9 protein-coding genes are annotated in these 13,373 nt (G+C 71.8%); 4 read left to right on the top strand and 5 right to left on the bottom strand.

Going from position 1 to position 13,373, the window contains the following annotated elements; translation table 11 throughout:
* Positions 1–3 precede the first annotated feature (3 nt).
* On the bottom strand, positions 4–663 hold the full coding sequence (locus tag P8T65_RS27035; RefSeq protein ID WP_316727825.1) for a TetR/AcrR family transcriptional regulator: 660 nt from the start codon (positions 661–663) through the stop codon (positions 4–6).
* Positions 664–932: 269 nt separating this feature from the next.
* Here P8T65_RS27035 and P8T65_RS27030 point away from each other — a divergent pair, with 269 nt between their 5' ends.
* The 3 genes from P8T65_RS27030 (at position 933) to P8T65_RS27020 (ending at position 4,974) form a co-directional block, all read left to right on the top strand.
* Positions 933–2,237, top strand: a complete 1,305-nt coding sequence (locus P8T65_RS27030) for a M6 family metalloprotease domain-containing protein (protein ID WP_316727824.1) — start codon at positions 933–935, stop codon at positions 2,235–2,237.
* A gap of 123 nt (positions 2,238–2,360) precedes the next feature.
* Positions 2,361–4,046: an IclR family transcriptional regulator C-terminal domain-containing protein gene (locus P8T65_RS27025; RefSeq protein WP_316727823.1), complete on the top strand. Its 1,686-nt coding sequence runs from the start codon at positions 2,361–2,363 to the stop codon at positions 4,044–4,046.
* A gap of 187 nt (positions 4,047–4,233) precedes the next feature.
* Positions 4,234–4,974: a TetR/AcrR family transcriptional regulator gene (locus P8T65_RS27020; protein ID WP_316727822.1), complete on the top strand. Its 741-nt coding sequence runs from the start codon at positions 4,234–4,236 to the stop codon at positions 4,972–4,974.
* A gap of 136 nt (positions 4,975–5,110) precedes the next feature.
* On the opposite strand, the gene P8T65_RS27015 is transcribed toward P8T65_RS27020, so the two are convergent.
* From P8T65_RS27015 to P8T65_RS27005, 3 genes are read right to left on the bottom strand one after another with little or no spacing between them, the layout of a single operon-like run.
* Positions 5,111–6,514, bottom strand: coding sequence for an aldehyde dehydrogenase family protein (locus P8T65_RS27015; protein ID WP_316727821.1), 1,404 nt, complete (start codon positions 6,512–6,514; stop codon positions 5,111–5,113).
* Position 6,515: 1 nt separating this feature from the next.
* A complete protein-coding gene (locus P8T65_RS27010; RefSeq protein ID WP_316727820.1) occupies positions 6,516–7,457 on the bottom strand; it encodes a carbohydrate kinase family protein in 942 nt (313 codons plus the stop codon).
* Positions 7,454–8,134, bottom strand: a complete 681-nt coding sequence (locus P8T65_RS27005; RefSeq protein ID WP_316727819.1) for a class II aldolase/adducin family protein — start codon at positions 8,132–8,134, stop codon at positions 7,454–7,456. The genes P8T65_RS27010 and P8T65_RS27005 overlap by 4 nt, the downstream gene beginning before the upstream one ends.
* Before the next feature lie 63 nt (positions 8,135–8,197).
* Here P8T65_RS27005 and P8T65_RS27000 point away from each other — a divergent pair, with 63 nt between their 5' ends.
* On the top strand, positions 8,198–8,851 hold the full coding sequence (locus P8T65_RS27000; RefSeq protein ID WP_316727818.1) for a TetR/AcrR family transcriptional regulator: 654 nt from the start codon (positions 8,198–8,200) through the stop codon (positions 8,849–8,851).
* A gap of 375 nt (positions 8,852–9,226) precedes the next feature.
* Here P8T65_RS27000 and P8T65_RS26995 read toward each other — a convergent pair whose 3' ends face one another.
* The gene (locus P8T65_RS26995) at positions 9,227–11,599 is read right to left on the bottom strand and encodes a LuxR C-terminal-related transcriptional regulator (protein ID WP_316727817.1); all 2,373 of its coding nucleotides are present in this window, start codon (positions 11,597–11,599) and stop codon (positions 9,227–9,229) included.
* Between the last annotated feature and the right edge of the window lie 1,774 nt (positions 11,600–13,373).

The raw sequence follows: 13,373 nt of genomic DNA, 5'->3' as shown, positions 1-13,373 counted from the left end.
GGTTCAGGACGGGCAGGGCCTCCGTAGGTCCTCCACGGTCACCGGGGTGCCGGGTAGTTCGGAGGGGGCCGGGGCGCGCAGCCCGTCCAGGAACAGTTGCAGATGGCGGTGGAGGAAGCGGTCGACGCCCGCGCACTGGGTGCCGGCCGGTGGCCTGCTGAGCTGGCTGACGGCGATCATCAGGTCGCCGACACCCACGTCGGAGCGCAGCTGCCCGGCTTCCCGGGCACGCCGCATGATCTTTTCGACCTGCTCCTCCAGACGCTCGCGTGCCGCCTCCAGGTCGGGGTGGTGCTTGTCGAACGTGCTCTGGACCATCGGGCAGAGGGCGCTGACCCGTTCGTCGGCCGAGGTGTGCACGAAGCGCGAGAGCGCCTCGAACGCGTCACCGGTCTCGGTGAGCGCGCTCTCGGCCGCGAGGGTCGTACGGTCCATGACCGAGCAGACGACCTCACGGACCAGCGCGTCGCGGTCCGGGAAGTTGCGGTACAGCGTGGCGTTGCCGACACCGGCCCGGCGGGCGACCTCGTCGAGCGGCACCTCGGGGCCGAACTCGACGAACATCTCCCGGGCGGCGGTGACGATCCGCTCCCGGTTGCGCAGGGCGTCCGCCCGAGGGCGAGGCACCTTGCGACGCACGGCGGTGGCGGTGCTGCTCTCCACGACGTACTCCTCTGCCTGATCCAGTGGTGTGGGGGGCGCCGGTGACGATCCGGGGATGGAGTCCCCGTTTCGCTCGGACGAAGGGTTAAACGGGGAAACGATCCCCGGTTATTTCCCCTCCCCGAAGTCTTTTTGCGTGACCTGGGTCACACCTCGGGCGGGACCCACGTTCGGCCCTTCCAGCGCGCGCCCGCGCACCCGTCGAACCAGGGTGATCAAAGGGCGCAGCCTCGTCACCGGACGGCTGCCGTGGAGCGAAGGGCGCGGGCATGCAGCAGCTGTTCCGCAGAAACCGGATACCTCCGCGCCGGATACGTCCGCGCCGGGCCGTAGCGCTCGCGTCCGTCACCGCCCTCACGCTCGCGGTCAGCACCTCCGCCGGCACCGGGCACCTGATGGCCAAGGACAGCACGACGACGGCCGCGGGGGCCACCGCCGTGGTCCGCGGTTCGGCGCTCGGGCCCTGCCTGATCCGCGGCCCGCTCGGCACCCAGATGTCCGAGGGCATCCCGACCCCGCCCGGCTACTCCCGCTCCACCGGCACGGTCCGTGCCCTCAATCTGATGATCGACTTCTCGGACGCCCCCGGTGAGGGCAGCGCGATGGACCGCTTCGCGGAGTTCGCGCCCCAGACGCAGAAATGGTTCAGGACGAGTTCGTACGGCCGTATCGACTATCGTCCCGAGGCCCCGCTCACCGAGTGGCTGCGGATGCCGAGATCCTTCCGCTCCTACGACATAGAGCGCGGCGCCCCGTTCGAGCCCGGCTACCGCCGGCTGGTCCAGGACATGGTGCGGGCCGCCGATCCACTGGTGGACTTCCGCTCGTACGACCTCGTCAACGTCCTGGTCACCCCGAACGCGGGTCCCTCCGCCCTGGACACGGTCCTGTCGGTGACGTTCGCGGGCAATCGGGAGGCGCCGGTCGCGGACGGGGTGCCGGTCGCCAACGCGTCCTTCGTCTACAGCCGCCAGGACGACGGCTCGGGGTCGTACGGGGAGACCGGGTACCGGGTGCTGCCGCACGAGAACGGGCATGTCTTCGGCCTTCCCGACCTCTACACCCATGAGGGCGGGGGCGCGGTCGGGCACTGGGACATCATGAGCGAGGACTGGGGCGTCGAGAACGATCTGCTGGGCTGGCACAAGTGGAAGCTGGGGTGGCTCGACGAGACGCAGGTGGCGTGTGTGGCGGCCGTCGGTTCCGCGGAGTACGTGCTGACGCCGCTCGCCGCCGGCGGTGGGGCGAAGCTGGTCGTCGTGCCGCTGAGTTCCCGTACGGCGTACGTGGCGGAGTTGCGGACTCGGGCGGGCAACGATGCGGTGGTGTGCCGGCCGGGGGTGCTGGTGTACCGGGTCGACGCGGCCGTCGACACCGGGAACGGGCCGATCAAGGTCCACGACGCGCGGCGCGACAGCGGGGGGTGCACGCGCAGCCCCAACGTCCACGCGGAACTGTCGGACGCGCCACTCGTGCCTGGCGAGGCGTTCAAGGACGCGCGGGCGGGGGTGGAGATCGCTGTGGCGGGGGTGGATGTCGGGGGGAACCATCGGGTGGTGGTCCGTCGGAGGTGAGGGGTTTGGGGGTGCGTTGTCGGGTGCGGATCCGGTGGGGCCCGCGGCCGCCAACCAACAGGCACCCCCGAGCTATCAGGCGCCCGGCACAGCGGCGCAGCCCCACCGCATTACCGTGAACCCATGCTCCCGAACGCCCCCGACGCGGCCGCCACCCTCCCCGCGCCCGCCGAAGCCGTCGCCCCCCTGATGCGGGGAATCACCGTGCTGCGCCGGCTGACCGAAGCGGACGGCACGCTGAGCCCGAGCGCGCTGGAGAAGGCGACCGGCCTCGCGCGTTCCACCGTGGACCGCATCACGGCGACCCTGACCCGCATGGGCTACGTACGGCTGGACGGCCGCGACGCGGTCCTCGCCCCCCGCCTGATGGAGCTGGGCAACGCCTATCTGGCCGCCATCCGCCTCCCCCGCCTCCTGGACGCCCACGCGGACGCCCTCGCCGACGAGCTCGACGAGTCGGTGTCCCTGGCGGTCCGCGACCAGGACGGCGTCCGCTTCATCCACCAGGCCACCCGCCGCCGCGCGATGTCCCTCAGCTTCCGCATCGGCGACCTCCTCCCCGCCGAACGCACCGCGCCCGGCCCGCTGTTCGCCACCGAGTGGGACCCGGCCGACTGGTCCCGGTGGCGCGCCCGCCGCACGGCCGACCCGGAGGGCCACGGCTTTCCGGCGGTGCCTCCGCGCGGCGGCGCCTACGACGACTTCGAGGACCGCACGGCACGGGCGGACGCCCAGGGGTGGGCCCTGGACGACCAGTTGATCGAACCGGGGCTGGTGGCCGTGTCCGTACCCGTACGTGATCCCCGTACGGGACGGGTCGCGTGCGTGGCGAGCGTCGTCAGCCACACGAGCCGGCACACCGCGGACTCGCTGCGCGAGACGCTGCTGCCCCGACTGCGGGCGACGGTGACGCGGATGGAACGAGAGCTGCGGGAGTCGGCGAAGCCACGGGCGGCCGCCGCAGTGGTGGGGGGCGGTGGGCCGGGGTCCACCGGGCTCGCCGACTGGACGGGCGCCTCCAAGCAGGAACTGGGCCGGGAGTTCGTCGAGTCGCTCGCCCGGGGGCTGACCGTGATCACCTCGTTCGGCGAGGGCCGGGCCGCGCTCACCCTCACCGAGGTCGCGCAGGCCACCGGGCTCGCCCGGGCGACGGCCCGACGGGCGCTGATCACCCTCGAACACCTCGGGTACGTCGAGTCGCACGAGCGGGTCTTCCGTCTGACGCCCCGGGTGCTGGGCCTGGGCTTCCCGCCCCTGTCGATGCTGCCCCTCTCCGGGATCGCCGCGCCGCACCTGGCCGAACTCTCCGCGCGCGTCCACGACTCGGCGTCCCTCGCGGTCCTCACCGAGGGCGGGCAGGAGGTGCAGTACACGGCGCGGGTCGCCACCAGCCGCATCATGAGCGTCAACATCACCCTCGGGACGCGGCTGCCGGCGTACGCGACGTCCCTGGGCCGGGTGATGCTCGCCGACCTGCTGCCGGAGGCCCCCCTGCCGGAACGTCCCGCCCCGCTGACCCCGCACACGGTCACCGACCTCCGGGAACTGCTGAGGACCCTGGAACGGGTACGGGACGCCGGATACGCCCTCGTCGACGGGGAGTTGGAGGAGGGTCTGCGCTCCATCGCCGTACCCGTGCGGGAGCGGGGCGGGCGGATCGTCGCCGCGGTGAACGTCGCGATGCACAGCAGCCGGCGGTCGGTCGAGGAGTGCGTGGCGGACGTACTGCCCGAGCTGCGGGACGCGGCGGGCCGGATCGAGGGGGAACTGGCGGTGGCGGGGATGTTCCGGCGGGTACCGGGCGTCTGACGTCGCCCGGACGGACGGCGCGCCTCGCGCCCCACCAGCCCTGCGCACACCGTACGCTGGTCGCGTCAGCCGTACGCAGGACGCAGTCGCAGTCGCAGTCGCAGTCGCAGTCGCAGTCGCAGTCGCAGTCGCAGTATCAAAAGGCGTGAGCGGCGAGATCAGGCGCAGGTAGAGGAGAACGCACCCCATGGCACCCGAGAAGCCGGCCAAGAAGCAGGAGGGGTTCCAGTCGGTCTGGACCCGGCCCCGGACCGGGCGGGAGCAGCCCGCGTTGAGCCGGGAGCAGATCGTGGCCGAGGCGCTGCGGCTGCTCGACGAGGAGGGCATCGACGCGCTGAGCATGCGCAAGCTCGGCGCCCGCCTGGGAGCCGGCGCGACCTCCCTCTACCGCCACGTCGCCAACAAGGACGAGCTGCTGGAGCTGGCCGTCGACGAGATCTACGGCGAGATCGAGGTCCCCGCCACCCCCGAGCCGGCGAACTGGCGTACCGACACGGCCAGTTGTGCCCACAATCTGCGCACCACGATCCTGCGCCACCCGTGGCTCGCCTCCGTGCTCGGCGAACTGGGCATGTCCTATCTCGGCCCGAACTGGATGCGGGTCTCGGAGGCCATGCTGAGGCTGTTGACCACCGCCGGGTTCCCGGCCGACGAGGCCGACCGGGCGCTCACCACGGTCGTCGCGTACGTCACCGGCACGGCGACCGCCGAGGCCGCCTGGCTCAACGTCCTCGCCCGCAGCGGCCAGGACGAGCAGAGCATGGTCGAACAGCTGTGGCCCGCCGCCGAGGAGGCAGCCCAGGACTACCCGCTGCTGCGCGAGGGCTACGCCGAACAGCGCGGCACGGACCCCCGGGCGGCCCGGGAGGAGGGGTTCCAGTACGGCCTTGACCGGGTGCTGGACGGATTGGCGACGCGGCTGAAGTGACACCGTTCGGCATCTCTGTCTCTGCCGTCTGCGTGGCGGCGGTCAGTCTCTGCCCGTCGGCGCGGCGGCGGTCAGGGGGTCGCAGGGACAAGCTGATGTCCTCTCTTCCCCCGCGCACGGCTGACAGAGCTCTCGTTCACAGCAGGAGGCGCAGCAGTCGGTCCTTCCAGGTGGTGAAGGGCGGGTAGGCGAGCCGGAGCGGGTCCGCGAAGAGCGGCTTGTCGAGGACGGCCTTGGTGTGGCTGAAGGTGTCGATGGAGTGCTCGCCGTGGTAGCGGCCGAAGCCGCTTTCGCCGACGCCCCCGAAGGGCAGGCCGGGGACGGTCAGATGGGCGTTGGGGGCACCGAAGGCCAGGGCGCCGGAGGAGGTCTCCGCGGTCAGGCGTCGCTTGCTGCCGGCGGAGGCGGTGAAGGCGTAGAGGGCCAGGGGTTTGTCCCGGTCGGTGATGAAGGAGATGGCCGCGTCCAGGTCGGGGACGGCGACGACGGGCAGGACGGGGCCGAAGATCTCCTCGTTCATCACCGGCGCGCCGGGGTCGACGTCGGCGAGGACGGTGGGGGCGATGTAGCGGCTGTCGCGGTCGTGGTCTCCGCCGACGACGGTGCGTCCGTCCTTGAGGAAGCCGACGAGCCGGTCGAAGTGCCGGGTGCTGACGATGCGACCGTAGTGGGGGCTGGTGGCCGGGTCGTCGCCGTACATCTCGCGGACGGCTGAGGCCAGGTGCGGTTCGAGTGCGGTGGCCGTCTCGCCCACGGCGAGGACGTAGTCCGGAGCCACGCAGGTCTGGCCGGTGTTCATGAACTTGCCCCAGACGATGCGGCGGGCGGCCGTGGCCAGGTCGGTGCCGGGTTCCACCACGGCGGGGCTCTTGCCGCCCAGTTCCAGGGTCAGCGGGGTGAGGTGGCGTGCGGCGGCGGTCATCACGATCCGGCCGACGGTGCCGTTGCCGGTGTAGAAGATATGGTCGAAGCGCTGTTCCAGCAGGGCCGTGGTCTCGGGGACGCCGCCCTCGACAACGGCCACCGCCTGCGGGTCGAGGTGGAGCGGCAGGAGCCGGGCGAGGACAGCGGAGGTGGCGGGGGCGAGTTCGCTGGGTTTGACGACGGCGCAGTTGCCCGCGGCCAGCGCTCCGACCAGGGGGGCCAGCGCCAACTGCACCGGGTAGTTCCACGGGCTGATGATCAGGACGGTGCCCAGGGGTTCCCGGACCAGCCGGGCACGGGCGGGCGCGAGCGCGAGCGGTACACCGGTCCGACGCGGGCGCAGCCATGCTTTCAGGTGGGCGAGCGTGTGGTCGATCTCGTTGACGGTGAACCCGATCTCGGTGGTGAACGCCTCCGTCGGACTCTTCCCGAGATCGGCTCTCAGAGCCTCCCCCAGCTCCTGCGCGTGGTCCGTCAACAGGGTTCGCAGGGACCGCAGTTGGGCGCGACGCCAGGCCATGGACCGGGTGCGGCCGGATGCGAAGACGGTACGCAGTCGGGAAACGGTGGCCGCGGCTTCGATGCCGGGCGCCCGGGTGGTGTCGATGGTGTCCATGTCAGCGGCTCTCAAGGACGGCGGCCGTGGCGGCGAAGGCGTCGGCGGTGGCGAGGTCGAAGTCGCCTTGGTCGCTGCCGAGTCCCTGTGCCACCAGCGCGGCGGCTGTGCAACCGAGCACGCCGCACTCCCGCAGTCCGCGGCCCAGGCCGAGTCCGCGCAGGAAGCCGGCCGAGAAGGCGTCGCCGCAGCCGGTGGTGTCCACCACGTCGACGGCGAAGGCCGGGATCTCGATCACCTCGTCCTTCGTGACCACCAGCGCACCGCGTGCGCCCCGGGTGACGGCGACGCAGCCGACCCCTTCGGCGAGGAACCTGCGCGCACCGTCCTCCAGCGTCGCGGCGCCGGTGAGCCCGAGCACCTGGTCCTCGTTGGGCAGCAGGTGGTCCAGATACGGCAGTGCGGGCGCGATCCAGTCGAACAAGCCGCTGTCGCCGGAGGCGAGCAGGTCGGCGGAGGTGACCACACCCGCGGCCCGCGCGGGAGCGAGGATCTTCGCCGCGGCCTCACCACCCATCAACTCGGGTGCGCCCATGTGCAGATGGGTGGCTTCGGCGATCTGCGTGTGCGGGGCGTCGTCCGGCCCGTAGCTGATGTTCGCGCCCAGGACGTGGAAAGCGGGGCGGCTGCCGTCGGAGCGGATGGGTAGCACCGACGCCGAGGTCTGGGTGTCGTCGCGGCGCAGGACGAGAGAGGTGTCCACGCCGTGGCCGGCCAGCATGCTCAGCAGCAGGTCACCGATCGGGTCCGTGCCCACCGCGCCGGCGGTGCGCACCGCCGCTCCCAGCTTGGCGAGTGTCAGCGCGGTACCGGCGGCCGTGCCCGCCGGGCTGAACCGGATCTGGTCCACCAGGGTCGCGCCCTGCCCGTCCGGGATGGCCTCGACGGGCCGGACCTGCACGTCGAACACGTGGGCGCCGAGGGCTATGACTGTCTGGCTCATCGGGTGCTGTCCTCTCCTGTGGGGTGGGTGGTGCCGTAGCCGCGCCGCATGGCGGAGGTGATCACGGAGATCTGCTGGTCGTTGTCGAGGACCCGCGGCTCGCCGATGTGGGCGGCTCGCAGGTACAGGCCGCACAGCCACTCCAGGAGCAGCGCGTTCTCCACGGCCTTGGCGAGCGTCGGCCCGAAGGCCACGGCGCCGTGGTGGGCCATCAGCGCCGCCGACCTGCCGTCGAGAGCCGTGAGGACGTGCTGGGCCAGCTCCGGGGTGCCGAAGACGGCGAACGGCGCCACGCGCACGGACCCGCCGAGCAGCAGCTGCTGGTAGTGGACGCAGGGAAGTTCGTCGAGCACCAGGGACAGCGCGGTGGCCTGGGGGGAGTGGGTGTGCACCACGGCGCCGGCGTCGTACCGCTGGTAGATCCCGAGGTGCAGTTCCAGTTCGGAGGTCGGTTCCAGGTTCCCGGCGAGTGTCCCACCGTCGGGGCCCACCACCGTCACCTGCTCGGGCGTGCACTGTCCGAGGACGGCACCGGTGGCGGTGACCGCGATCCGGTCGCCGTCGCGCACGCTCACATTGCCTGCCGTGCCGATCAGCAGTCCCTCGCCGGCGAGGCGGTGGCACGCCTCCGCCACGGCGCGCCGCGGTTCTGGAAGCAACTCGTTCGCGTCAGCCATGCCGCGAAGGTACCCTGAACATGAAACAAAGTCACGTTTGGTTTCATGGAAGGGACGCGGCGGATGCCCACGACGGACGAACCCGACGAGAGCGACACGGTGCAGGTCACGTCGCTGCGGCTGCGACGGATGCCACGCCAGGCCCGGGCGAGGGAGAAGGTCGCCCGGGTGCTGCAGGCCGCCGAACGGCTGCTCGTCACGGAAGGCGCCGACGCGCTGACCACGACCCGCGTCGCCGCCGAGTCGGGGGTTTCCGTGGGTGCGCTGTACCAGTACCTGCCCGACCGGGAGGCCATCGTCGAGGCCCTGGCCGATCTGTACCTGACCCGTCTGGAAGCGGCCATGGAGTCGTTCGTCGAACGGGCGCGCACGGAGGCATGGAGTGATCCGGTGACCGTGCTCGTCGACGCCTTCGCGGACATCTACCGTTCCGAACCCGGCTTCCGGGCCCTGTGGTTCGGACGCCACCTCACCGAATGGACCAGGCAGGCCGACAGCAGGCACAAGCGCGTCATGGCGGCGGGGGTGCACCGCATCCTGGTCGCACAGCGCCTGTTGCCCGACGACAGGGAGGCGGCGACGGCCTGCTACACCGCCTTCCTCGCCGCCGACGCGGTGACCCAGGACGCCTTCCGCACGGACGCCGCCGGAGACGCCGAACTCCTCGGCCAGCTCAAGAGCATGCTGCGCGCCTACCTCGGCCACTTGACCCGGTAGGCGCGAGGCCGGCGACCGGCGGGGTGTCACGCGGCCGGCGTGGTCGGTGCCACCGCGACCGGCGGTAGCCGGCCGGCAGGGCGGTGCCACCGCGACCGGCGGTAGCCGGCCGGCAGGGCGGTGCCGGGCCGCCGTTCAGCCGCAGCCTGCGGGAGACCTCCTTCTCCGGCAGCCGTGCAGCCGCCGGTGTTCACGGGGTGCGGACGAGGCGGACGGGGCGTCCGGGCTTCTCCTCCGACCGGACGACGGCGTCGGCCGGTCGGGCCAGTGGCCAGTCGGCCGGCCGGGCCAGTGGGAGGAAGCACGGGAGCCCCCGCTGAAGCGGTGGGTGCCCGAACGGACTCACCACTGGGGGTGCGATCCGGCCGCGCTCCATCACGGAAGGGTGCCGGGCGGGTGGTGATTCGCCACCCACCAGGCAGCCACGCGGGCGCGGGAGCGGAATCCGAGCTTGGCCAGGATGTGCTCGATGTGGCGGTCCACCGTGCGCGGTGACAGGTCGAGCGCCGAGGCGATCTGCCGGTTGCTCAGGCCCTCCGCCACGAGCGCGGCCACCTCCATTTCCCGGCGTGTCAGGGGACACGAGGCAGCTGAGGCGCTCCGCCGGGCGTCGGCCGACGCCACAAGAGCCAATTCGACGGCACGGGCCGGACTGTCGTACTGACCGCCTTCCGCGATGGCCTTCTCGAAAGCCGTCGGGCCGAGGGCCGCCACGGTTTCCTTCTCGAAGCGGGCCTGGAACCGGGACATACGAGGGCCGAACGCCCCGATGGAGGTGCCAAGGACGCGCCACAGAGAACGTGTCGCGCCCTGCAGCCGTGCCGCCGTCCGGTGATCGCCGTATGAACCGACGATCCAGGCGAGGAGGCCCACGAGCATCGCGCTTCCCATGGGATCGTTGAACCCCTGTTGAATCTCCAGTCCGGCCCGCGTCGACTGGACGGCGGCGGCGTTGTCGCCTCGTATCCAGGCGTCGAACCCCAGTGCCCACAGCGCGTAGGCGCGGCACAGCCGCTCCCCGTGTGCCTCTGCCACAGTCACCGCCTGTTCGGCGGTCTGCGCGGCGCCCGGGTCCCCGAGCTGTGCTTTGGCGACGGCCAGCAGAAAGAGCCAGAACACCGTCGCGCGTGTCTCGTTCAGCGCGTCCAGCCGGTCCACGGCCTGCGCGCACAGAGCCACGGCCGGCTCCGGACTCCCCCGGAACAATGCCGACATGCCGCGGAATCCCATGACCAGCGCCCGCGCTCGCTGATCACCCAATCGATCACTCAGTGTCCCGGCCTCGTCGAGCCACCGGTCGGCCGCCGCCAGATCGCCTTGAAGGAGCGCCACCCAGGCAGCGGCCACCAGGGCGTTCGCCCGTGTCCGGGTGGGCTCGGGCGAGGTGGCGAGCAGTCGGCCGAGCCAGCGGCGTCCGTCACCGAGGGCACCGCCGGCGCACCAGTGGAATCTCAGGGCCTCGGCCAGTGCCAGCGCCGTCCGGGCATCGCCGGGACCTGCCGCCATGGGCTGCGCCCGGTCCGGATCCTGGGCCGCGGCCTCTGCCCCTGCCCCTGCCCCTGCCCCCGTGTCACCGCGCTTCAACGCGGCCAGGAAGTTGTCGTGTTCGGTGCGGAGCCGCGCCAGTGCCGCTTCCTGTCCGGGGCCGTACCAGCCGTCGGCGGTGCGCTGCGCGAGGGTGAGGAAGTACGCACGGTGCCGCCGCCGCAGGACGGGCTCTTCGCCTGATTCCGCAAGTCTGCGCATCCCGTACTCACGAATGGTCTCCAGCATCCTGTAGCGGACCACATCACCGCGCTCGACAGTCAGGACGACTGACTGGGCGATCAAAGCGTCGAGGAGGTCCAGCACGTCAGGACGGGCGATACCTTCACCTGGACAGACACTCTCGACCGCCTCCAGGCTGAAGCCACCCACGAACACGGCGAGCCTGTTCCACAGGATGCGCTCGGCAGGGGAGCACAACTCGTAGCTCCACTCGATCAGTGCGCGCAAGGTGCGATGCCGGGGGCGGGCGGCTCGGTTGCCGCCCGAGAGCAGTGCGAATCGGTCTTCCAGGCGGTCCGTCAGTTGTCCGATGGTGAGCGTGCGTAGCCGTGAAGCAGCCAACTCGATGGCCAGCGGCAACCCGTCCAGCGCGGCACACAGACGCGCCGCCTCGTTTCGATTCGTGTCACTGAGCCTGAATCCCGGCCGGACGGCGGCGGCCCGGGCCGCCAGCAGGTCCACGGCCTCGTTCAGTGACAGAGCGGGTACGTCGAACACGTACTCGCCGACAATGCGTAGCATCCGGCGGCTCGTGGCGAGGATGCGCAGCTGCGGAGCGGCCGACAGCAGCACCTGAGCCAGCTCCGCACTGGCGTCCACGACGTGTTCACAGTTGTCCAGCACGATCAGGGCATGGCGCCGGGAGAGATGAGCGGCGAGTTTCTCGACCACGGAGCCGGAACCGACGTCCCCCACGCCCAGAGCTGCCGCCGTCGCGCCGACCACGGCCTTCGGGTCCAGTACGGGGGCCAGGTCCACGAGCCACACCCCGTCCGGAAAAGCGTTGTCGGCCGCGGTAGCCGCCTCCAACGCCAGCCTGGTCTTACCGATACCGCCCGGCCCGGTGAGCGTCAGGAGCCTCGCGGCTCGCAGGAGACGACGGATCTCGGCGATATCGCGCCGTCGGCCGATGAAAGTGGTCAGCGGCGCGGGCAGGTTCCCCGTCCCTGAGGCCGCAACGGTCACCGGTATCTCGCTCACTGCTGTCTTTCCACCTGTCCGAAAGCGCCATTCGAGCGGAGGCCGACAGCCTTGGCCTCACCGCCGGCTGCGCCACGAGTGACACCGCGTACAGGCAATGGCCTGCCCTGGAAGGCCATGGAGACCGCCCGTGGCCAGGACGCCGACGTCCCCAGCCGACAGCTTATGCCCACGGTTTCGGTCACCGCAGGGAGCCGCAGTCCTGCTCGGTTATGCATCAACTCCCGTGTCGGAGCAGAGACTCCAAAGGCGTTCGGCATCCAGAGGGTCCCGTCACCCCCTGTAGAACTACCCATAGTCAACTACAGGCCAGACGTGGATGCTTCTCCGTATGAAGCGCACGCCATCCGCACCGGTTGCGCGCCCATGGCCATGGCGCGCCGTGGCCACCCCGCCGAAGGACCCTCGCCCCCGCTGGGTCCGTCACCACACGAAAGGCGCGGCGGGACACTCAGCAGAACCAGGGGCAGCGCGTCGGCGGCACCGCCGCGCGAGCTCTCGGGGGATCACCGGAGCACTCGCTGCGGGCACACTCGCACGCCCCGCCCCCAGCCCGCCGTAAGCACGGACCGCACCGACGCCGTCGGCCCTGAACATGGCCAACACCGCCGGGCGGCTCCTGCTACGGCGTGGTCCGTCGGCTCCAGGATCTCCGGCTGACGCCCCGGACATCGTTCCCCCTCCCCCGCGCCACGGCAGGGCCGGCCCCGTTCCCACCGGAGACCTGCCAGACCCCTTGTAAGGAACCGTCAGCAGTATGGCCTCTCCCCCACACCGGCCTCAGAGCCCGCTCCGGCGCCAGTGGCAGCGCCCGCCATCGGCCGGGCACCCGCGCCGGCCCGGGTCTCGGCGGCGTGACCCGCCGCACACACCTCGGGCCCCGCACTCCGCACGCCGACGACCCGCACCGCGGAGCCGACGCCCTCGTGCAGGGCCTCGCGTGGCCCAGGCTCGCCATGGCCGTCGAGACAGGCTCGCGCCGCCTCCTCGGTCCTGGGAGCAGCGCCTTCCGACGCTGACGGAGTCGAGCCAGGTCTCCGGGTCCCGGACCGCGCTCCCGCGCCGGGAGAGCCGCCTCGCCACTCGCCGGGTGCCCACGGGGCACCGACCGGCCGGCGGGGCGGCGGCCCTGCTCCGAGTGGATCGCCGGAACGGACGCACGGCAGCGGCTCTTGGCACGCATGCGGACGGCTCTGACGACCGCCGGACACGGCCGGGTTCCGCAGGCCGGCGCGCAGGAGTTGTCGGAGGTCACCGTGGAGTCCTCCACCGCGCACCGCGCGAAGCGGCCGACCGCGACGGCCCCGGGTCGAGGCGGCCGAAGGACGGCCCCACCAGTTCCTGTCTCCAGGACTTCGAGCTCGTACGGGCCGTGCGGACGTGCGTCACCCACGAGCTCTCCCGGCCGTGACGCCCGGCCCGGCGACCGAACGGACCGCGATACGGCGTGTGCGTCGGTCACCCGGGTGTTCGAGCGGATCAGCGGTGGACGGGAGGAGCCGGCGGACGTCTGGTCAGCGGTCTCCGGCTCTCCCCACGTCACGGTCGGACCCAGTGCCGGCACGCGGCGGGCCCTCCGTGCATCCCTCCGTGCATCCGCCGCCGGACTGCCGTGCGTTCCGGCTTCGATGACGGAGTGCGACTGAGCATGCCCATCCCCTCTCCGAGGCCGCCCTGGGGACGTCAGCGGGATCTTCACCGTCTCCCACCGAGCACCGTGGAGTCGGGACTCCGCATCACCGTGTGCCAGGCCGACGCGCTCCTCGCGTCGCTG

The organism is Streptomyces sp. 11x1 (assembly GCF_032598905.1).
Taxonomy (GTDB): domain Bacteria; phylum Actinomycetota; class Actinomycetes; order Streptomycetales; family Streptomycetaceae; genus Streptomyces.
This window is presented reverse-complemented; position numbering and strand designations above follow the sequence as displayed.